At 52.0% G+C, this 21325-nt stretch carries 20 protein-coding genes and 1 pseudogene; 8 read left to right on the forward strand and 13 right to left on the reverse strand.

Annotation, left to right across the window (positions count from 1 at the left end; genetic code table 11):
* Nucleotides 1-40: 40 nt before the first annotated feature.
* Nucleotides 41-1687, forward strand: a complete 1647-nt coding sequence (gene fumA / locus IM267_RS13405; RefSeq protein ID WP_063448897.1) for a class I fumarate hydratase FumA — start codon at nucleotides 41-43, stop codon at nucleotides 1685-1687.
* Nucleotides 1688-1856: 169 nt separating this feature from the next.
* Nucleotides 1857-3251, forward strand: a complete 1395-nt coding sequence (gene fumC / locus IM267_RS13410) for a class II fumarate hydratase (protein ID WP_193033572.1) — start codon at nucleotides 1857-1859, stop codon at nucleotides 3249-3251.
* On the opposite strand, the gene tus is transcribed toward fumC, so the two are convergent.
* From tus to IM267_RS13455, 10 genes and pseudogenes are all read right to left on the reverse strand, one after another.
* Nucleotides 3252-4181 (reverse strand): DNA replication terminus site-binding protein, encoded by a 930-nt coding sequence (tus, locus tag IM267_RS13415; protein WP_112792996.1) that lies wholly within the window; start codon nucleotides 4179-4181, stop codon nucleotides 3252-3254. It lies immediately after the preceding gene.
* Between the two features lie 74 nt (nucleotides 4182-4255).
* Nucleotides 4256-5554, reverse strand: a complete 1299-nt coding sequence (gene rstB, locus IM267_RS13420) for a two-component system sensor histidine kinase RstB (RefSeq protein ID WP_193033573.1) — start codon at nucleotides 5552-5554, stop codon at nucleotides 4256-4258.
* 29 nt (nucleotides 5555-5583) lie between these two features.
* Complete coding sequence (locus IM267_RS13425; RefSeq protein WP_193033574.1) at nucleotides 5584-6864, reverse strand: site-specific integrase; 1281 nt, start codon at nucleotides 6862-6864, stop codon at nucleotides 5584-5586.
* Nucleotides 6864-7079: an excisionase family protein gene (gene xisR / locus IM267_RS13430; protein ID WP_023296467.1), complete on the reverse strand. Its 216-nt coding sequence runs from the start codon at nucleotides 7077-7079 to the stop codon at nucleotides 6864-6866. Before xisR ends, IM267_RS13425 begins: the two co-directional genes overlap by 1 nt.
* 64 nt (nucleotides 7080-7143) lie before the next feature.
* Nucleotides 7144-7386 carry a DUF4060 family protein gene (locus IM267_RS13435; protein WP_047365628.1) on the reverse strand — a complete coding sequence of 81 codons (243 nt, stop codon included), beginning with the start codon at nucleotides 7384-7386 and terminating at the stop codon, nucleotides 7144-7146.
* Between the two features lie 38 nt (nucleotides 7387-7424).
* Nucleotides 7425-8510 carry a RecT family recombinase gene (locus IM267_RS13440; RefSeq protein WP_063448892.1) on the reverse strand — a complete coding sequence of 362 codons (1086 nt, stop codon included), beginning with the start codon at nucleotides 8508-8510 and terminating at the stop codon, nucleotides 7425-7427.
* 9 nt (nucleotides 8511-8519) lie between these two features.
* Nucleotides 8520-11717, reverse strand: a complete 3198-nt coding sequence (locus IM267_RS13445; protein WP_193033575.1) for a RecE family exodeoxyribonuclease — start codon at nucleotides 11715-11717, stop codon at nucleotides 8520-8522.
* A 140-nt stretch (nucleotides 11718-11857) separates the two neighbouring features.
* A complete protein-coding gene (locus IM267_RS13450) occupies nucleotides 11858-12022 on the reverse strand; it encodes a YdaE family protein (RefSeq protein ID WP_023296471.1) in 165 nt (54 codons plus the stop codon).
* Nucleotides 12015-12170, reverse strand: a pseudogene (locus IM267_RS21255) (hypothetical protein); the annotation flags it as partial. The gene IM267_RS13450 and the pseudogene IM267_RS21255, both read right to left, overlap by 8 nt.
* 365 nt (nucleotides 12171-12535) lie before the next feature.
* Nucleotides 12536-12928 (reverse strand): helix-turn-helix domain-containing protein, encoded by a 393-nt coding sequence (locus IM267_RS13455; protein ID WP_063448890.1) that lies wholly within the window; start codon nucleotides 12926-12928, stop codon nucleotides 12536-12538.
* Nucleotides 12929-13027: 99 nt separating this feature from the next.
* Here IM267_RS13455 and IM267_RS13460 point away from each other — a divergent pair, with 99 nt between their 5' ends.
* The 4 genes from IM267_RS13460 (at nucleotide 13028) to IM267_RS13475 (ending at nucleotide 15494) form a co-directional block, all read left to right on the forward strand.
* Nucleotides 13028-13255, forward strand: coding sequence for a YdaS family helix-turn-helix protein (locus tag IM267_RS13460; RefSeq protein ID WP_022651300.1), 228 nt, complete (start codon nucleotides 13028-13030; stop codon nucleotides 13253-13255).
* Between the two features lie 2 nt (nucleotides 13256-13257).
* Nucleotides 13258-13809, forward strand: a complete 552-nt coding sequence (locus tag IM267_RS13465) for a toxin YdaT family protein (RefSeq protein ID WP_193033576.1) — start codon at nucleotides 13258-13260, stop codon at nucleotides 13807-13809.
* Between the two features lie 84 nt (nucleotides 13810-13893).
* Nucleotides 13894-14811, forward strand: coding sequence for a replication protein (locus IM267_RS13470; protein WP_063448888.1), 918 nt, complete (start codon nucleotides 13894-13896; stop codon nucleotides 14809-14811).
* Nucleotides 14808-15494 carry a replication protein P gene (locus tag IM267_RS13475; protein WP_063448887.1) on the forward strand — a complete coding sequence of 229 codons (687 nt, stop codon included), beginning with the start codon at nucleotides 14808-14810 and terminating at the stop codon, nucleotides 15492-15494. The genes IM267_RS13470 and IM267_RS13475 overlap by 4 nt, the downstream gene beginning before the upstream one ends.
* 193 nt (nucleotides 15495-15687) lie before the next feature.
* Here IM267_RS13475 and IM267_RS13480 read toward each other — a convergent pair whose 3' ends face one another.
* From IM267_RS13480 to IM267_RS13490, 3 genes are all read right to left on the reverse strand, one after another.
* Complete coding sequence (locus IM267_RS13480; protein ID WP_063448886.1) at nucleotides 15688-16041, reverse strand: DUF1304 domain-containing protein; 354 nt, start codon at nucleotides 16039-16041, stop codon at nucleotides 15688-15690.
* A 67-nt stretch (nucleotides 16042-16108) separates the two neighbouring features.
* Nucleotides 16109-17302, reverse strand: coding sequence for an MFS transporter (locus IM267_RS13485; RefSeq protein WP_131636840.1), 1194 nt, complete (start codon nucleotides 17300-17302; stop codon nucleotides 16109-16111).
* Between the two features lie 1044 nt (nucleotides 17303-18346).
* Nucleotides 18347-19528 (reverse strand): diguanylate phosphodiesterase, encoded by a 1182-nt coding sequence (locus tag IM267_RS13490; RefSeq protein ID WP_193033577.1) that lies wholly within the window; start codon nucleotides 19526-19528, stop codon nucleotides 18347-18349.
* Nucleotides 19529-20015: 487 nt separating this feature from the next.
* Here IM267_RS13490 and IM267_RS13495 point away from each other — a divergent pair, with 487 nt between their 5' ends.
* Both IM267_RS13495 and IM267_RS13500 read left to right on the forward strand, forming a co-directional pair.
* On the forward strand, nucleotides 20016-20465 hold the full coding sequence (locus IM267_RS13495; RefSeq protein ID WP_063448883.1) for a VOC family protein: 450 nt from the start codon (nucleotides 20016-20018) through the stop codon (nucleotides 20463-20465).
* Between the two features lie 368 nt (nucleotides 20466-20833).
* Nucleotides 20834-21058 (forward strand): DinI-like family protein, encoded by a 225-nt coding sequence (locus IM267_RS13500; protein WP_063448882.1) that lies wholly within the window; start codon nucleotides 20834-20836, stop codon nucleotides 21056-21058.
* Nucleotides 21059-21325: the final 267 nt, after the last annotated feature.

Genomic DNA, 21325 nt, shown 5'->3' on the forward strand with positions numbered 1-21325 from the left:
TGCCCTGAATAAACAGACCGACGCAGTAAGTGAGAGAACAATGTCGAATAAACCCTTCCATTATCAGGATCCTTTCCCCCTCAGTCAGGATCGGACCGAGTATTACCTGTTAACCCGCGATTACGTTTCTGTCTCTGAGTTTGAAGGGCAGGAGATCCTCAAAGTTGACCCCCAGGCGCTGACGCTACTGGCGCAGCAGGCCTTCCACGATGCTTCCTTTATGCTTCGTCCGGCGCATCAGCAGCAGGTTGCCGATATCCTGAGCGACCCGGAAGCCAGCGAGAACGACAAATACGTCGCGCTGCAATTCCTGCGTAACTCGGATATCGCGGCGAAAGGCATTCTGCCGACCTGCCAGGACACCGGCACGGCCATTATCACCGGTAAAAAAGGCCAGCGCGTCTGGACCGGCGGCGGTGACGAAGCGGCGCTGGCGCACGGCGTCTACAACACCTACACCGAAGACAACCTGCGCTACTCGCAAAACGCGGCGCTGGATATGTACAAAGAGGTGAACACCGGCACTAACCTGCCGGCGCAGATTGACCTCTACAGTGTCGACGGTGACGAATATAAATTCCTCTGCATCGCCAAAGGCGGCGGTTCAGCCAACAAAACCTATCTTTACCAGGAAACCAAAGCGCTGCTGACTCCGGGCAAGCTGAAGAACTATCTGGTCGAGAAGATGCGCACCCTCGGCACCGCGGCCTGTCCGCCGTACCATATCGCGTTTGTGATTGGCGGCACCTCCGCTGAAAGCACCCTGAAAACCGTCAAGCTGGCCTCCACCAAATACTATGATGGGCTGCCAACCGAAGGTAACGAGCATGGCCAGGCGTTCCGCGACGTGCAGCTTGAGCAGGAACTGCTGACCGAAGCGCAGAATCTGGGGCTGGGCGCGCAGTTTGGCGGGAAATACTTCGCCCACGATATTCGCGTGATCCGACTCCCGCGTCACGGCGCATCCTGCCCGGTGGGCATGGGCGTGTCGTGCTCTGCGGATCGTAACATTAAGGCTAAGATCAACCGCGACGGCATCTGGATCGAAAAGCTGGAGAACAACCCGGGTAAATATATCCCGGAAGCGCTGCGTAAAGCGGGTGAGGGCGAAGCGGTGCGCGTTGACCTGAACCGCCCAATGAAGGAGATCCTGGCCCAGCTTTCACAGTATCCGGTTTCAACGCGCCTTTCCCTGAACGGGACAATTATCGTGGGCCGCGACATCGCCCATGCGAAGCTGAAAGAGCGCCTGGACAACGGCGAAGGGCTGCCGCAGTACATTAAAGATCACCCGATCTACTACGCAGGCCCGGCAAAAACGCCTGAGGGGTATGCTTCCGGTTCGTTAGGCCCCACCACGGCGGGCCGTATGGACTCTTACGTTGACCAGTTGCAGGCCAACGGGGGCAGCATGATCATGCTGGCGAAAGGCAACCGCAGCCAGCAGGTGACGGACGCGTGCCACAAGCACGGCGGCTTCTACCTCGGCAGCATCGGCGGCCCGGCCGCGGTGCTGGCGCAGGGCAGTATCAAGAGCCTGGAGTGCGTGGAGTACCCGGAGCTGGGTATGGAAGCGATCTGGAAAATTGAGGTGGAAGACTTCCCGGCGTTCATCCTTGTGGATGACAAAGGTAACGACTTCTTCAAACAGATCCAGTCGTCTCAGTGTTCGGCGTGTGTGAAGTAATTCTGTAAATTGCCGGGTGGCGCTTACCCGGCCTACATTCTCGTAGGTCGGGTAAGCGCCACCCGACGTCAAAAAGAGCGCACAAAGCGCCATAACGTTTCTCAGAAGTCATCAATACTTATCTCTTAAGCATGTGAGCAATCCCATCTTTGTTATCAAGGAGTAAGTAATGACAATGCATCGCCGCGAGAAAGACTCTATGGGCGCCATCGACGTCCCGGCCGACAAGCTATGGGGCGCGCAAACCCAGCGTTCGCTGGAGCATTTCCGCATTTCGACAGAAAAAATGCCCGTCTCGCTCATCCAGGCGCTGGCGTTGACCAAACGCGCAGCCGCCAAAGTAAACCAGGATTTGGGCCTGCTGGATGCCGATAAGGCCAGCGCCATCATTAACGCCGCCGACGAAGTGCTGGCGGGCAAACATCCCGACGAGTTTCCCCTCGCCATCTGGCAGACCGGTTCAGGCACCCAGAGTAACATGAACATGAACGAGGTGCTGGCGAACCGCGCGAGCGAGCTGCTTGGCGGCGCGCGCGGCATGGAGCGTAAGGTTCACCCGAACGATGATGTGAATAAAAGCCAGAGTTCCAACGACGTGTTCCCGACGGCCATGCACGTGGCGGCTGTCATCGCTGTCCGCGAGCAGCTTATTCCGCAGCTCAACGTGCTCAAATCGACGCTTAATGAGAAAGCGCAGGCTTTCCGCGACATCGTCAAAATTGGTCGTACGCATCTTCAGGACGCCACGCCGCTGACGCTCGGCCAGGAAATCTCCGGCTGGGTGGCGATGCTGGAGCACAACCTTAAGCATATCGAACACAGCCTGCCGCACCTGTCGGAGCTGGCGCTTGGCGGAACGGCGGTTGGCACCGGGTTAAATACCCATCCCGAGTATGCGGTGCGCGTGGCCGACGAGCTGGCGAAGATCACCGGGCAGGCGTTTGTTACCGCCCCGAATAAGTTCGAAGCGCTGGCGACCTGCGATGCGCTGGTTCACACCCATGGCGCGCTGAAAGGGCTGGCAGCCTCGCTGATGAAAATCGCCAACGACGTTCGCTGGCTGGCCTCCGGCCCACGCTGCGGCATCGGCGAGATCAGCATTCCGGAAAACGAGCCGGGCAGCTCCATTATGCCGGGTAAAGTGAACCCAACGCAGTGCGAAGCCATGACCATGCTGTGCTGCCAGGTGATGGGTAATGACGTGGCGGTGAACATGGGCGGCGCGTCGGGTAACTTCGAGCTTAACGTCTATCGCCCGATGGTGATCCACAACGTACTGCAATCGATTCGTCTGCTGGCCGACGGCATGGAGAGCTTTAACGAGCACTGCGCGGTGGGCATTGAGCCAAATCGTGAGCGAATCAGCCAGCTGCTGAATGAGTCCTTAATGCTGGTAACGGCGTTGAACACCCATATCGGCTATGACAAAGCGGCCGAAATCGCGAAAAAAGCGCACAAAGAGGGGCTTACCCTGAAAGCCTCTGCGCTGGCGCTGGGCTACCTGACGGACGCCGAGTTTGATGCCTGGGTCCGCCCGGAAGCGATGGTGGGCAGCCTTACGTAATCACTGCGCCACATACAGGTGCAGCCGCGGAATAATTAGCTGTAGCGGCTGCGCCTGGGGTTTATAGCGATGCTGAACGTTTTCGGCATCGTAGTTCAGCAGTTCCCCGATATCCGGTACTACCGCACCCCGATCCGCATCGTAGAGCGCAATCAGCGGCGTTGGGCAGGCATACTGCACCTGCTTTTGCTGCCCGGCATACCAGACGCGGGCGATAGGCTGCACCTTCACCGGACGCTTTATCTTAAGACGCGTATCAGCCGGCAGGGAGGCAATGCTGTGGTACTCCTGCTCCAGCCGTTCAATCCACTGTTCCCGCGACCACGGGGCGACCGTCCGAGGCGATTTCAGGCTTTTCTCCAGCTGCGCCAGGATCTCATCGCGCGTGAAGTTTTTAATGATGTGCTTGTTGGCCCAGCCGAAGCGCAGCGTGGCGGGGTGGCGCAGTACCGTCAGCGAGCGGTAAGCGTTCAGGGTGATCAGCCCCGGAAGCTGGCGATGCACCCATTCAAAGCGGGCAGCGGGCGCCAGCCCGGACTCAACGGTCACGATCTTCTCGAAGGCGGCTTTCAGCGCATTAATATGCGTAATCTGCGCCTCAATCTCTTCACGCGTTGCGGTATCCGTTTGCAGACAGATGACGCCGGGCAGGCGAACGGCGGCCTTACTGCTGCGATTTTCGGACTGCTGCTGGATGAACAGGCGGCGATAGTGCTGCAACGTCAGCTCCAGGGCCGCCTTACCAATATGCTGCGTCACCTCAATGGTGTTCAGCGGATCGTGTTCCGCGCCTTTCGCCACGTCGGGCAGGGAAAAGACACGGGCGGCCAGCAGGCGGCAGCCCTCTAGTTCCCCCGTCAGGGTCAATAACGCCTGCTCTATTTCCCGAAACGTGGTGTTCAGCCTTTCGATGAGATCGTAAGTCGCCATGATCGCCCTTAATTAGTTACAACATACTAAAGGTATAGCACAACACGCCGGGTCAGGCCAGCGTGCGGTTTAGGTCAGGCAGGTACGGGAAGGGGAATGTTGTGATAGATCGGCCAGCTAAAGACGAAACGGGCCCCTCCCAGCTCGCTCGCTTCGCAGCGAACCGTGCCGCCCATCGCCTGGGCAATGGATCGGACAATCGCCAGCCCCAGACCACAGCCGCCGGTAGCACGGTCGCGGCTGGGGTCGAGGCGCACAAACGGCTCGAAAACCTTTTCACGCTCGGCTGGCTCAATGCCGGGACCATCGTCCTCCACATGCAGAATCGCCTGGCTCCCCTGTAAATCTAAACCTATGCGCAGCGTCGTTTCGCTGTAGCGCATGGCGTTGTTCATCAGATTATCCAGCACGCGTTCCATCAGGCGCATGTCCAGCGCGCCGTACGCCCCGGAAGTAATAGTCGTCAGCAGTTTTCGCTGAGGATTAACGCTCTGCACATCGTTAATGTGCGTCTGTAACCAGGCGGGGAGATCCGGCGTACTCAGGTGCAACTCTGTCTGAGGCCGATCGAGGCGGGCATAGGTCAGCAGCTCTTCAATCAGCGCTTCTAACTGGCCAATATCCCGATTGAGCGCCTGGGATTCCGCATCGGTCAGGTTTTCGCTCATCTCCAGACGATACCGCAGGCGTACCAGCGGCGTGCGCAGTTCATGTGCAATGCCGTCGATCAGCTGTTTCTTACTGGCAATCAGGGCGTTGATGTTATCGGCCATCTGGTTAAAGGCAATACCGAGGCGGTCAAAGCTGGAGCCGCTGTCGAAGTGTATGCGTTCAGTGAAATGACCTTCCCCAAAACGCTGCGCGGCGGATTCCAGTTTCAGCATGTCCTGCCAGTGCGGGCGCATCCACATGAAAACAGGGAAAGCGAGCGAGATGGCAATGAAGCCCAGCAGGGCGAGATCCAGCAGGCGCATCTGGTGCAGGTAATAGAGGTAGGGTACCGGCCCAACGGCCAGGACATAATGGCTGCGGGGAATACGCTGAATAAAGGTGTATTTTTCGTCCAGCGCCACGATGTCTCCGTCGCGCAGGCGCTGCATCGCGGGCGGCGCTAAATCAAAATCCTTCATCGGCTCGATGCGCAGATCGAACGACAGATTCAGATCCAGCTCTTTTAAGGTGCGTGCCCAGTCATGCGGGGGAATTTCACGCAGCTCGCTGCGCATCAGGTAGAGGGAGCTTTTCATCAGGTCGTCCAGGGATTGTCTGCCCGCGCGCTCTGCGGTGAATTTATAGACCAACCCGACCAGCATCGTCATTACCAGGAAGCAGACAAACAGCAGAAGATAAAACTGTACAAACAGCTTTTTCATTAAATATCACCGGAAAATCAATAAATTAACTACTTTGTTTTTAGCTTCAGGGGCACTATAGGGGCATTAGCATATCCGCCAAAGCGCTGATTCAAAAATGATACCTGATCGCTATCGAGAGCATTTATCCACGCAGAGTATACATGGAAGACCATCTCTGCATTCTCATGACCCATCTGATTCGCTATAAAAGCAGGATTAGCACCTGCCGACAACATCCAGCACGCGTATGTATGACGCAACTGATAGGGGCGTCTGCGGCGAATGCCCGATCGTCTTACCGTAATATCCCATAGTGACACAATAGAACTAACTGAATAGTAGGCTGCCTGCTTGCCTTTCTGAGGTCGAGGCATAAACACAAAATGCAGTTTCTGCGTTTCTGTTTTTCCGAACTCCCGGTGGTGAAAAGTGATTGGTACCTTTGGGGAACCTCCCGTTAGCACCTTTTGAGCTCGCAAAGCCTCCAGAGCCGGCTCAAGTAACTTTATCCTCCGGTATCCAGCTTCAGTTTTGGGTGGTCCAAACAAGCCTTCCTGAGTTAGATTGCGCGCTATGTTAGCTTCGCCGGAATTAAGATCGATATCTTCCCAGGCAAGAGCGCAAAGCTCGCCGGGCCGAACGCCGGTGTAAGCAAAAAATTGCCACATGTTTTTTTGCTGAGGCGGAGCAGTCTCTTTCAACTGCTCAAACTCATGTCTCAGAAGTGGGTCTGGTTTTGTTTGCCCTTTACGAAGCCTTTTTATCCCGACATATGGTTGATATGAAATGACTTTATTTTTAACCGCATAGTCGAGGATTTGTCGCAGGATGGCCAGATAATAATCTACTGTTCTAACGGCGCGGCCGGTTTTATTTCTCCTCTTTTCGGGTGCATAGTTAGTCTCGCCAGTCAGTAATTCTTTTCTCCAGCCCAGAATGTCGCTGTTGGTGATGGATGCAACCAGTGTTTCAGGGCCAATTAGTTTTGTTAACGTTCTTACAGCTATCCCATAGCTTCTTGTGGCATTGGGGGAGAGATCGATTTTATGGTTTTCGTGCCAGGTTGCTGCAAGTTCTGCGAACGTCGTAATATTTTTAGATGCATAAAACTTTGCTGCTACCTTTGACTCCGGAAACACGCCCCGGTAGTCAAAAGTGCCCAGCTGAATCTCGCTTACAATTTTGGCCCTTAGATTCCCGGCTTTTTTGAGATTCGAAGCATTTACGATCCATCCTTTCAATGTTTCTCGGCATCTAACGCCCTGAAAGTTGAAACTTATTCGTATCTTATTGTTGTGGATCTCAACACCCGTTGGCATTGCAGCCATTATGCCTCCTTCACAAACCTGTTAATGTTTGGGATGTTGTACCAGACAAGTCCTCGCTCTTCGGAGCAGCTTCCATCCAATGGGATTCTCTTAAAATGAACACCTTCTACCCAGGAGGTTTGGCGATAGCTTTTAATCTGACGATCTGTAAGGCCTGTCTTCTCTTTTAGTTTTGAAGCAACGCCCCATTCTGAATCGTAAATTACCTGCGACATTGTTCACCTCAGGTAACCGGCATGAGTATAGATATGCCGGTCTTTAATCGTTGATATTTCAGTTTCAGTTTGCCTGGCCGGGCAGGGAACGCAGTCGGCGCATGCCGGTCATTGCTGTGGCCACGTAGCTTGCCTTGCAGTTGACCACTTCAACCCAGACCTTCACGCCTTCCACTCTCACCGTATAGGTCTCTTTCATCTTGCTGCGCCCATAGTCACCATATCTTCGCTGGTGGGCTGCGAGTGCGATTTCACATGCCTGGCGAGCCAAAGGGGATTGCTTACTGCCTCGATTAATCAGTCGCATTTCTTCTCCTTGAGGGAGGGATTCCCCTCCCGATCTCGTTAGCCCACATATTCCGGTTTCATATCCGCCAGGGTGATTCTGAACTGACCATGCAGCTCGTCGCCCAGATGGCGTTTCGACGATGCAAGAACGCGCTCTACTTCTGCGAACCGCGCAGCTGCATCAGGATCATCTGATGGTGGCAAGGAATTGATTGCGGCCTCAACCTTGTTGCGTGCGTCTACCAGGTAATAACGCTTCACGGCCTTGTTTTTCAGCTCAGTGAACAGGGCAGAACCCAGCGTTGCTTTCACGGTTTCAATATCTGCGCGCAGAGCTTTAGCGCTATCCACATCCTGAGCCGCCTCGATGCGGTCACGGAAATCATCAGCAAGTGCATCGATGTTTTGAGCTGATTCCTGAGCCGTTTGCGTTGTAGTGACGTTGTCACCTGAAATGTCTGCAAGGCTTACGTGCTGCGCTGAGGCAGGGTTTACCTCTCGTTCTTCACGGCGATCATCCAATTCATCGGGGGTATAAACGCCCAGAATCACATCCGGACAGAACAGTCTCGCCCAACGTTTGACAGCCAGGTACGCCAGCTGCTGGCGAGGGTCGTCAGCCCACAGGGTAGAGTTTCGGGTACGGGCCTGAGCCAGCAGTAAATCCAGTTCTCTCGGCTGGTCTTCGCCTTTCAGGGTTGCGCGGATAATGATGCCGATCCCGGCTTCGTCAGCCAAGGTCCAGCCCGGGACGCGGTACTCGCCTTTATCGCCTTTACGGATGTGGAATTTTCCTACAACCTTTTCCCATGGACCGTACCACTCATAATCAAAACGACTGGCAAGCACGCCGCTGCGTGAAATGACGGCATTAACCAGTTGAGCTTCATACCCGAGCACACCGTTAATCAGGTGCGTCTTCTGCGCCACGGCAAAGGGATTCATCTGCCACTGTGCCGCTTGCATTGCTACCGCCATGCAGTCGGCCTGATTACCCTGTAAGTGTTTAGGAACAGTCGCGGTGCCTTGCGCCATGATCTGCGCGAACGTGCTGATGGCGTTCAGATACTGGGAATCGAACAAAGCCACGTTTGAGTTAACAACGGTGTTTTGGTCAGTAACCGTAACATTAGTATTTTGCATAAATCCCCCTTAAGCCTGAGCGCGCAGCGCTTCAAGGCGGCGCAGGTCGAAGTCGTTCAGTTCGTCGGTGTAATTGTCGATGATTGGCGCTGGCCATTCCCCTGTGTCGAAGCCGGTTGCTATAGCGCGCATTGCTTTTCGATACTCGAGCATGCCCAGTTCCAGAAGGTCTGCGGATGCCTCGATGATGGCGATCCAGTGATAGTTCTCGTCTTTGTTGACGAAAATCCAGAAGAACTGGTCCAGCGCCGCGGTTTCGCAGTACATAGCCGCGCTCAGGTGATAATCACGTTCAATGATTTCCCGGTGTAGCCTGGCGCGCAGGCTTTCCTGCTTAACGTTCCACATGCTGATGGTTTTCAGGTCAGCACCAATACGCACGCCGTCCAAGTCGATCTCAAGGTCAGGGCGCACACGAACTTCCAGGCCCGTCTCCTCATCAAAGCCGAAGTAACTCACCTCGACGGCGCGGCTCGGGTGGGTCAGCAGCATGCCAGCGGTCGGGTGTGCCAGAAGAGCTTTTTGAATATCCAGCGCGGTGCTGAGTTGCTGGCGTGTGACCAGTACTTTCCCTTCCGGGTTGTCGCGCCAGGCATCTAGCAACTCGTCGGCAAACACGGCATCTGGTTTGGCTGCCTTCACGGCCTGGATCATGTCTGCTTTGGTACCGGACACTTTCAGTGGCGCCGGTTTCTGTGCTTCCTGAGCCACAAGGTCAGGGTTGATGATTGCCAATTGCTCCAGCAACGCGTCACGGCTGCCGCTGGTTTTAACCGGCGTCGGCAGGGTCGCGTTGTACTCTTTGATGCAAGCCTTCATTGCCGTCGCCGTCTGCTTCTGGTCACCATCAATACGCTGGAAGTCAGCTGGCAGCGCCATATAGTTCTGCGCCGTTTCTTCCAGGTTAGCGCCAAGCGGAACCTGCGGCGGCAGGGTGGCGTTGTACTCTTCCAGTAACACCTTAATGTCGTCGGCAAACAGCAGCGCCGGCAGGCTGGCATTGTACTCATCGATAAAGGCGCGCAGGGTCGCGGCCGTTGTGAATGCGCCTTCCGGGATTACCGGTTCAACGCTGAATTCTGCGTCCAGTTGTTCAGGCTGCAACGCCAGCGCATGTACCAAGTTGCCCATGTCCAGCACCGCAGAGCGCTCTTTGACGATGGTTTTCTCAACGTGGCGCGCATTGAAGTACATCAGCGACACACGGGCATCTTTCACCTGAGTTGAGCTGATGCCGTTTGCTGCGTGATAAACATCATTCGGCAGACCTTCGTAGCGGCCAGGTTCGAAGTATGCAGGGAACTCCACTTCTGGGTTCGATTCCTGAACGTCAATTGTTGTTTCGTGCAACTGGTCTGCTTCTACGGAATCTGTCTGCGAATTAGCTGCATCAGTGCTTTCGCTCGGTGGTACCGAACCAACATCTTCGTCTTTTTCTGGCTTAGCCGTTTCCATCTGCACATCGCTGGTGGTCTCCGCTGTGTTTTCCGTTTTTTCGACTTCATTTGAGTTGGTATTGATGACCGGTTCGGTATTTCCATCCATCAGGCCATCGATGAAGAACACGCCGCTTCCAAGGCTTGCGACCTTTGTCTGGCTTGGAGTACTTGGTTCTTCCACTGTGGAATGACGAACCTCGCGGGAGTCTTCGTTCCATTCTGGATAGCCTTTAGAGCGCTCACCGCTTTCATAGATGCCGTTCGCCGTGAACCACTCACGCACCTGGCTACGCAGTTTGGTTGTGCTTTCTTCTCCAGACCATGAAATAGCGCGGGTAACTCCAAAAATACTGTTGGCGTCGTAGTCGAGGATGTCGGTGGTTTTACTAAGAACCTTGAGCGCCTTGGCGTGCGACTCATCTTTTTTGTCAGCGAGTTCTTTGGCGGCCAGGAGTTGCGTACGGTTGATTTGCCCCGGTACTGCATCTGGGTAAAGCTGAGCAATCGCGATCTCAATGCTCAAGTTCGCCATGTTCTGGGCAACAGCGCGTTTATAGGATTCGGTTGTTTCTGGTTTTTCTGGTTCTAAAGGTGCAGGAGAACCTACTTCAGAAATTCGATTACCCTCAACCCATTCGCGCACCAGGGTGCCGCGGTCAATGTAATCAGTCGCAGCCCAGATTCTGGTGAATCGGAGAACCAAAGCGAGTTCGTGACGCTTCTCCTGGCTGAACACTTTGCGAATGGCGTCGGTGTAGCGCCACAGGTCTTTGGTATCGTAACCCTTCACCTCTTCGCAGTTTTCTGCCGCCAGCAGCAGGTTCTGGACATAGCTGTTGTCTGTGTCCATTTCCAGCGCGCTGATACCTTCGTATTCTTCGCGGGTTAAGTGGTGGCGCAGTTCATCGGCGGTGAACTGAGCGAGTAGCTGCTTGCGAAATGGCATACGAACGACCGGATAACGTGTGGTTTCGTCATCATTCTCGTCAATCTGAATACCGTTTTCAGGTTCTGGAACCTGATCGGTTGTAAAATCGGCGTCGCTGGTTCTTTCTGATTTGAGCAGAGTAAGCTTTCCGTTCCTCCACTCTCTCACTACCTCATTACGGTCGCCGGCATCTACTCTCAACCAGTCGGCCATGAAAGCAGTAAGTAGCTTTACTTCGTGCTCTTCATCTGGCGCGAAGACCTGCTTAATCGCCTGAACCAGTTTCCACTCAGCGTTCAGGCTGAGTTCGGCAACTTCAGGGATGTCGTTCTTCGCCAGCAGCAGATTCTGGAGATAGGTGTTGCCTTCATCCAGAGACATTTCGCTTGCAGCCAACTGCTGCTCTTTAGTGATGTTTGACTGGTATTTGTCGCTGATCAGGTGGACAGCAAAACGGACCGCTGGAGTGCGGTTTTCAAGCGGGACACTCTCGACGATAGTTTCGAATTTAACGGTCGTTTCCGGTGCGGCAGTTTTGTCCACGGCACCAGTCGACTCAGTACCAGCCTTTGGCAGCCAGGAGCGTCCATCGTCCTGGAGGGCGTAGCGTTTGCACCAGGTGTAATCCACTGTGCTTTCTTCCGGCAGGTCGTTGTAAACAGGGAAATCGGTGCGAACCGGTTTGGCATAATCCTTACCGCGGCCGGTTTCAATACCGGCATCTTCCAGCTCAACATCGAGCTGTAGGTTTGCACGGGCTTCTGATTTAGCAGTGAACCAAATCACTGCGTCTTCTTTGCCAGATTTCTGCGTAGCCTTAACTACATAGAAAAATTCCATGTGAGATCCTCTTTTTTGGATGTAAGATCCCCGGGCCAGAGATAGCGCCCATTGGGTGAACTTTGGTTGTTTAAGTAGTTTTCCGGTGTAACTTTGGTCGGGAGCACCGGACGTACGGGCCGCCTTGCGCGGCTTTTACGTTATGCCTCGTGGGCCATCTGGTCGTACGAAGCACAACGTTCAGAGCAGTATTCTTTTTCTTTGCGCGCCAGCTGTGAGCCGTTGCGATAGAGAAGGGTGCTTTTAACTACTTCCTCCGGTTCAACCGGCTTGCCGCAGTACCCGCATTTCGTCGAGTTACACATCTGGATCCCCCTTTTGCGCCAGCAGGTAGCATAAGCGGCGAAGAATCACTTCGAAGAAGTTCAGCTTTACAGCCTGTTGCCGTCCTGGTTTGCGTGCGAAATCAATCATTCTCACCCTCGTTTGCCTTAACGCCGGCCAGCGGAACGTTTACACCTGATGCGCTTTAATCTCTCCACCTCATCCGACTGTTCATATGCCGTCGGCGGCTACTTCGTGGGCATCCTGCCTTGGTGGAACGTGATGCGTCTTGATGAGTTAGATTAAACACAAAGTTTAAGTGCAGGTCAACAAAATGAGTAATTTTAAATAAACAAAATGTTTATTCGGTGCTTATTGAGAGTGAAATTTTGTTCTTTGGAGGCAAAAAATTCGACGGAATGATACAGGCTGGAAGTCCGGGAAATGGGCGCTTAGTACAAGGGATGTGCTAGTTATTAGAGGGGCATAAAAAAAGGCCACTTTATGGCCATTTCTTATAGTAGATCTTTACGAATCATTGCTGAAAGGATTACTCAATCATCCTGCGAACGAATCCGGCCTTTCATATACTTATCATATAGTTCGTCTAGCTCTTTCAGGCGAAGCGCGAAGATGCGAAGCATGTTCTGTTGTTCTTCTTCGGGAAGCTGACGGTAAAGTTCCAGCAGGCGTTGTTCGTCCGGCTTCAGTCCATCTTTCTCGCCAACATCTTGGCCAAGCAGCCACTCAAGGCTCACCCCAAGCGCATCCGCCAGCTTAATCGCTGAGCTTTTACCAATCGTCCCACGTACGAACCAGTTATTGACCGACTGAGCACTGACGCCACAAATACGGGCCATGTCTGATTTGGTCAACTTCTTGAGCTCAAGAATCTCGTTAAGCCGCTGAACTTGTGGGTGGTTAATCTGATGAGTTTTTTTTTTCATGGACGAATTCTAAACCAAATGTTTATTAGCTCAATATTCAAAATGTTGACACCAACATAAACAATATGTTTAATTGCGTGGTTATTACAGGAGCTATTTATGAAAGCAATTGATAAAGCAATTACCAAAGCAGGAACTGCTACGCGCTTAGCGCAACTGCTAACCGTAAGCGCCATGACTGTTAGTCATTGGCGAAATCGATATCAGGGCGTCGTCCCGGCAGATCGAGTTCTGCAAATTTATGGGGTTACCGGCGTAACTCCGCACGAGTTGCGCCCAGATCTCTACCCAAACCCAACAGACGGTTTACCTAAACAGGAGCCCTAACAATGCAAACTGTTTCATTTCAACAGAGTAGCAGAGCTTCGTCTAATTCACTGATATTCCAGTGTCATCAAAGCGAACCGGCAGCGCAGGATGTTGATCATCGAGATATTTGTTCTGCTGTCCGGGCGTGGGCTGCGGCAGAAGGGCGCGTAGCTGTTGCGCTTCAAATCCAAGAAGCGGCGGAAGAACTCCAACTTGATGGCGTGGATTTCTCTGGCCAGGCAGATGTCTGGAACGTGAAGCTGTTCCGCTGGCTCGACAACAAAGAAGATTCCGCTTCGTACCGAAAGAACGTCGAACAACTCGTGGCCGCGATCATGTCTGTCTTACCGCTTCGATACCGCGACCGTGTCGTTAAAAACGACTCGTTTGCCTACCGCATGGCCAGGTTGGAAAAAGAGGTGAGTGAGGCGAAGCAAGCTTTGATGCTCGATGCACCGAAGAAGGAAAAGCTGAGGGAGTTAGGCGAGGGGATTTTCGAAATGTTCAGAGTCGATCCTGACCTTACAGCGCCGCTGCTGGCGATGGTCACAACCATGCTGGGGGCAATGTGAAGACTTCAGAAAAGGCGAAAGCCGCGGTGCTCGAACACCAACGGCTTTCAGGTGCAAAAACGGAGTGTAATTGCGGAGCTAAGTATGTCAAACACAGCTGAAATTATCAATTTCCCCCACAGAACCGAACAACCGGGAGGTCGTATGGCCGACCTGTCGAACGGGTATACCAAGGTCGCTAACGAGATCCAACAGCTCAAGCCTCGTCTGAGAATGTCAGGCCGGGAGTGGCAGTGTTTTGAAGCAGTGATCTGGCTTACCTACGGCTGGAACAAGAAGCAGGACCGTGTGACGAACACGGTGATAGCCGAACTTACAGGGCTGAGTGATTCCCACGTTTCGGATGCGCTCAAATCACTTGCTGAACGCAAAATTATCTTCAGTCAGAAACAGGGTGTGATGAAAACGGTCGGTATAAATACTGACCTTTCCGCCTGGATTTTAGACAAACCGAAAACGGGAAAAGTCTTCCCGAAATCGGGAAAAGTGTTACCGAAAACGGGAAAAACCTTCCCGGAAACGGTAGACACCCAAGACTATAACAAGAACAATATTAAAAGATCCTCGTCTCGGAATTCTGACGAATCCCGAAACCAGAAAACTCAAAAGTTTCTCTCGCGCCATCCAGAAGCTGCCGCCGGGATATACACCCCGGCAGGTAAATCATGGGGATCCGCTGACGACCTCAAGGCCGCTCGCTGGATTTACGACAGGCTTCTCACCGTCAACGCTTCGCTATCCGAACCAAACTGGGCTGAATGGGCAAACACCATCAGGCTGATGCGCGTCCAGGACAAGCGCACGCACTACGAAATCTGCGATTTGTTCCAGTGGGCCAACAGGGACGAGTTCTGGAAAGACAACATCCTGAGCCCTTCGAGTCTGCGCAAACAGTGGGATCAGCTCACCACCAAACGGCTGCGCGCAACCGGGGCGGTAAAACCTTTCCGGAGCGGTATCGACCTGCATAACACCGACTGGATTGACGGGGTACTGGAATGAAAAACCTTGCCGAGAGCATTCGCAATTTTGACAGGGAACAGGCTCGCCGTGTGGCCCATAACTTGCCTGAGCAGTACACCGAGCGCGAACAAACGCAGCAGGTGGCGCAGATTATCAATGGGCTATTCGTACAGCTGGCCGCCGCGTTCCCGGCAAGCCTGGTTAATCGCAGCCAGGAAGACGTGAACGAGATTCGCCGGCAATGGGTGCTGGCGTTCAAAGAAAACGGGATAACCACAATGGAGCAGGTTGAAGCAGGCATGCGCATGGTGCGTCGTCAGGAGCGTCCATTCCTGCCGCCACCTGGCCAGTTCATCAAGTGGTGCAGGGAAGGGCGCTGCGTGCTGGGAATCACCACCGGTGACGTCATGGCTGAATACTGGAAGTGGCGTAAGCTGGTGTTCCGGTACCCGAGCAGCGAGCTGTATCCGTGGCCTAAGCCGGTTTATTACCACATTTGCCTCGAACTACGGCGCCGCGGAACTGATGGGCAACTCAGTCATAAAGAGCTCGAGCGTGAAGCCGGAGATATTCTGGATAAGTGGGAAAAGCGGGTGCTGGCTGGGAAGCCGATTCCGCCTGTTCGACGGGCTCTGGCTGCGCCACTGACGCAGAAGGGGCCAACGCCAGCTGAGTTGCTCAAAGCCAAGTATGAGCGGATGAAAGCCGATGGGAGGGCGTAGGGATTAAATGGTCTGCTTTGAGCGAGGAACGGACATTGCTAACAGCCTTCTGTGTGAATTATCAGGGAACACGTCAGATTAATCGACCCTTCCCGCAAAGAGCCAAGGCTCTGGCATCTCGTGCTGTTCTCCTGGTAGAACAGCCAGTCGCAGGTAAGTATTATTGAATGAGGCACATGCGCGGCCTGCGCCGTTATAGTCCCATCCACAGCGCAATTAACGCCAGCAGTGCGGGCAGCACCTGCACATAAAGAATTATCCTGCTGGCGGTGATTGCGCCAAACAGACCCGCAATCAGCACGCATACTAGAAAAAACAATTTAAACTGGAGACCACCGTCGCCCAGCCACAGCCCCCAGAACAATCCCGCCGCTAAAAAACCGTTATACAGCCCCTGATTGGCGGCTAGCACCCGGCTGTCTCGGGCGAAATCAGCGCTGAGATTAAAAGCCTTGCGGCCTGTTTTCGTGTCCCACAAAAATATCTCAAGCACGAGAATATGTATGTGTATGACGGCGACAAGCGCGATAAGAACGGAAGCGATCATGAGCCATTCTCACAAAGAAGAACGCAATATCAACAGTATATACTGAGCAGCTGGTTTGCGGCGGTCATTATGCCGTAGCCGATACCCGTCCGGCCGCGCGCCACCAGACAATTAATGCCGCAAGCGCCACCCCCCCAAGCGTCGCAAATGCCATGCGCCATGACGAATGCGCGACGATGCTGCCCGCCAGCGCCGGGCTAAACGCGGCACCCGCGCCCTGCATCAGCATAATCACGCTCTGCCCCGCGTTGATGTGCCCGGACCCGCGTAGCGCGTTAACAATATAGCCCGGCACCGCCACGCCCAGGATCCCAGCGGCAACGCCATCCAGAATTTGCACCGGAATAACGGATAACGGCCCGGCAAAACTGGCGGCCAGGGCGGCGCGCACCGGCAGCACAATAAGCGCAATCAGAATAAGCCGCCGGTAGCCATAGCGCTGCGCCTGCGCGGAGGTCAGAAGGGCGACCGGGATCATCACGCATTGCGAAATCACTACCGTCGCCGCCGCGTAGATTCCAGGGCTCCACAGGCTGCTGCCGGTAGCAGCCACGCGCATGCTGAGCATTGGCAGCAGCGCAGCGTTTCCGAGGTGAAACAGCAGCAGCGTGATCCCGGTCGTCAGCAACACAGGATGACGCATCAGCACTGACAGCTGCGGCACCACCTGCGCCTTATCGCCGGTTTCAAGGCCGCGCGCCGCGTCATGATCAATATCCTGCTCGCGGATCGCCAGTACGCTAAGCGCGGTGAAAACCGCCATGCCCGTCATCAGGACAAAGACAGCGCCGATGCCCCACAGCCACATCGCGCCGCCTGCCAGCACGGCCGCCAGCATATTGCCGCCGTGGTTGAACGCCTCGTTGCGGCCCATCTGCCGCGTGAAGCCGCGCTGGCCGGTCAGGCCCAGCGTGATCCCCGCTACCAACGGGCCAATCAGCGCGGCGACCAGCCCGGACACAATCTGCGAAAACATCGCAATGCTGTAACGGGTGCTGTACCAGAGCATGAGCGTCGCCAGCGTGACCAGCGCGCAGCAGGCGAGCAGCAGCAGGCGCTTTTTGCGCGTGGCATCGATCATAATCCCTGCGGGTACCGTCGCCAGCAGCGCCGCAATCCCGCCTGCGGTCATCACAAATCCAATATCATCCGGTCGCCAGTGCTGTTCAGTGAGATAAATGCCGAGAAAGGGGCCGAGCCCATCGCGCACATCCGCCAGAAAAAAGCTCATCAGGCAGAGCGCCTGTAGCGATCGCAACATCTTCATTCTTCTCCCTGCAAAAGGTGGTGACCCGAGATGATGTTATTATATTGTTATCAATGCATTATGGCAGTATTGAAAAAAGGCTAGCAAGATAAAAAGTAACCAAATGAAACGGGCAAGCGGTTGTGCCCGACGTCAATAAACCTGCATCGAGCAACGCTTTATTTGAGAGGTTGTAGTGATCCTTTCCCCGTTAAACAACACTGATGGTTGTTAACTACTTTCGCTACTGGCACAAAGCTGACATTCCAGCCTGTGTATGACCGTAAAAACTACCTTCGCGTGATAAGCCGCTTCGGGTAATGACGAGGCGCTTTTGTGACATGCTGGAAAACCAACTTAGATGTTCACTGAAAGCCCGGTTACCCTGGCTAAACGACCCTTAGAAATTTCTAAGGCGAAATAGTCACATAAGTCTTCTCCACGTGTGTTATAACCGAGTTACAAATCGCCACCACTGGCGGTAAAGAGGCATCTCATGAAACAGCGCATTACAAGAGCAATCGGCCTCAGCAAGTTCTCGCCACGTTGGGTTAAGGTTATCTGTTTACGATTGACTAAAAACGATATTGAGCGCTCCCTCAACGCACTTCTAGCCACAATTGATGAATCTGAGCTATCTTCGGAGCAAGTCAAAGCATTAAGAGAATGCGTTGAGAGAATTAACATCGCAAGGGGAAAGAGGATGAAAGCGTGAGCACTTCAGATAAAAGGTAAGCCAATACTGTATAGGCGCGGCAGCGTTTGCTGCCCAAGTATCGCTTACCGGTCGGTACCAGCTGAGCTATAAAAGCCAAATATGACTGGATGAAAACTGGTAGGAGGGTATAGGGATGAACTGGTTCTTCGTAAACGAAATTGAGGCCAAATATCTAAGCCTGCGCCGTTTACCGCATTTTAGCTGAGTACTGAAGCATTGCTTGTGCATCCGCCGGGCCCGCTGACTTTTCACTATATATTAGTTTATCCGCTTCCAGCTTGACACCCATCGATTATGACTGCGTTAAGCCTATGAAAAAGTAATAAGTCTACAAGTTTTTTTTAACATTCTATGAATTCATTAGATTCTGGCCAGAAGATCTTCAAATATCCATTTTTATCATATTTTGAAAAAAGATTGCCCTGGAAGCAAAATATACCAGCGGATTCTAGCCACATCCATTCTTCTGGTTGTTCGACACCTGTTGCACAAATCCTTATCTCTAAAAGTTCGCCGCAACGTATTAAACTTTGCAGTATCGCCTGCTTAGAGCCGTCCTTATGTATATTATGGATTAGTTGAGGGTGTATTTTGAGCTTCTCAGGCTGAAATTTCGAAAGAAACAATAAACCTGCATTTCCCACACCAAAGTCATTAATAGCAACACTTAAACCGCAGCTTTTGAGAATCTGCACGGAATGCGCGAACTCATCAATTTCAGGGATTATTTCGCTCTCAGAAAACTCAACTATAACTTGTTCTGGGTGTAAGTTACTTTCTCTGATGTAATCGAGCAAAATCTCAATCGCATTCGGTACCCTCAGTAAGGTTAAAGGCAAGAGTGTTATTGATACTCGTTGTGAAGAGGTAATGAAACCCCCTGCAATTTTTAACAAATCTTTCTTCGATTCCAAATCAAAAAGTAAATTATTGGCTTTTATAACGTCATTATCTGATTTAGCATTCAAGACAAAAGAATGGATCTGGGCAGCGAGAGGGTCTATAACTGCATACATATCTTCGATAATGGCGGGATCAACTGATGATACATCTATTTGATCGGATGAAAAAAACCAACTGAACCTATCAGGAAGTTCATAATAGCTATCTGTCTCAGCAGAATCTATAAATGTACGGAAAAACCTTAAGGCTCTGTCGTTGTAAAGCATTTTATGTTGGGTTGTTCCACGTTGAAGAACCCTGTCCAGACACTCTTCTTTACTGAATAGTCTTATATCAATTAATTCCATGCCTGAGCGGCCAAATCGTCGATAGGGGGCATAATCGGATAAGAGTTCTACAATGTTGAAGTGAAGTGTATCCAGGCAAATCTTTTCATAGATTTGCATTACAGCTGCTTCATCACCTTCCAGAAGCTGTAGGAAATGAATCCCATTGAAAAGTAAAACACCAGTTACCCCCACACATTCATTTCGGGAATTTGCTTCACTGACCATGTCAATAATGGATTGAATTGGTGTATCAGCTCGCAGGTGGCTTCGATAGATGAGAGTGGTAAGCATAGTTGCACACTTTAAAGGATTTTCTTCTAAAGTAGCATAAGAAAGATCAGTTTGGGCTATTTAACTGAAAAATTTACAAATTCGAGTACGGTACCGTTAAAATTGTCCATGAAGAGTAAAATGCTTCACAAAAAAACCAGTAAATTAATGTGGTTTAATCCTGCAAGAAATGCACGATTCTGCAACGTAAATTTGCTTGGTATGCACACGTGACAAAGTAAAAATTGATTCTAAGATTGTGATAGTAAAAATTATCACATGGAGGTTCTAATGGTTTTCATTGTGGCTTTAACTTTATCTCTTCTTCTTTGCGTAGCGGGCCTTATCTTCATTTTGCTGGAGCTAGTTAGCATAGGCTGCAACCCTGAACGACATTGAACGATACGTGCAAGAAATCCAGCAAAAGCATTGAATGAAAGGCACTTGACCTCAAGTTAGCTTGAGTTTTTAAGATGGCGATTCTCGATATAGTCAAAGGATTAGCCTAATGAAAGAGATTGATGTCGGTTTTACGCACGTTGCGTTTGTTGTTAGAGATTTGGAAAAAAGTATTGATTTCTACAGCCGTTATGCTGGTATGGAAGTCGTACATAGGCGAGAGCCTGATCTTCCGGAGGCACGTAAAGTCGCGTGGTTAAGTGACCGAGCTCGCCCTTTTGCGCTTGTCCTTGTCCAGGTTGATGCTGTGACTGACACCCCTTTAGGTAATTTTGGTCACTTGGGAGTAGCTTGTTCAAGCATTGAAGAAATCGACAATAAGGTAGCGATGGCTAGAATGGAGGGCATCTTGCGAAAAGAACCGGCTCAGGCAGGCGAACCGGTAGGTTATTATGTCTTCTTCGCTGATCCTGATGGCAATACACTTGAACTTTCTTATGGTCAGAAAGTCGGGATCGAGGCTTTACGTCAGGATGATAGAGTGCCTGCATCTCAGTGAATTTCGATAATCGGTTGGATCACATTACGCTTTGGTAATGCTTCATGTCGTTTCAGAGCTTGCTGACTAATTTTTTTCTCAATAACAGCAAGCTCCATAATAGCCTTTCCGAATTTTCATTCTATTAATTTCACCTCAAAACCAAAATCTTGTAGCGAAACTGCACAAAACTCCACTTAAAGCTATTCAACATAACTATTGATTTTTGAAGGCCAAATCCGAGATTCCTACTATATCGTCCATAAAACAGATACCTACAAGCCTGCAAGCGCTCCGTCGTCCTAACACTCATTAATCGTTGCAAAATCCGTGAGATACGTTTATAAATGCACTGTATATGCATACAGTTGTTCATTGCGGAGGGGAAAATGAAAATCGAGTTATCCATTGATCGCATGAAGAAACTTCCTGATAGGGCTATACCTGCACTTGAGTCAAAACTGCTCGAAAGACTCAGTAAGCAGTTCGATGATTACCAGCTTACGATTAAGCGTGCCGGCAATGATGGGTTGGCTGATTTCGGGGGCGACAAGAAAGAGGTCGAACACAACGTGCAGAAGAACTGGAAAAGCGCGGACGAGTGGTTTTATTAATCGCGTGAATTTCACTGGAGCAGTTTCAAAGAGTATCGCTGTTTGCGTTCCCCTGGCTGTTCCCGGTTACTGTTTATTGCGTCAATACGTCGCTCTGGGGGAAATAGTGTGTAGTGCAGAAGCCTTTAATGCAGATGATCAATGGTACGACGTGGTCAGAAGGGCCGATAAAGCAGTTATTTATAGCTTCCCGGCGGAAGGGAGATATCTGGTTTATCGAGTAAATGGAATAGTTTCATTACGACCGTTACTCGACGAGGAAAAAAT

The sequence above is a fragment of the Enterobacter cloacae complex sp. P15RS genome, assembly GCF_014895905.1.
GTDB classification, from domain to species: Bacteria; Pseudomonadota; Gammaproteobacteria; order Enterobacterales; family Enterobacteriaceae; genus Enterobacter; species Enterobacter quasihormaechei.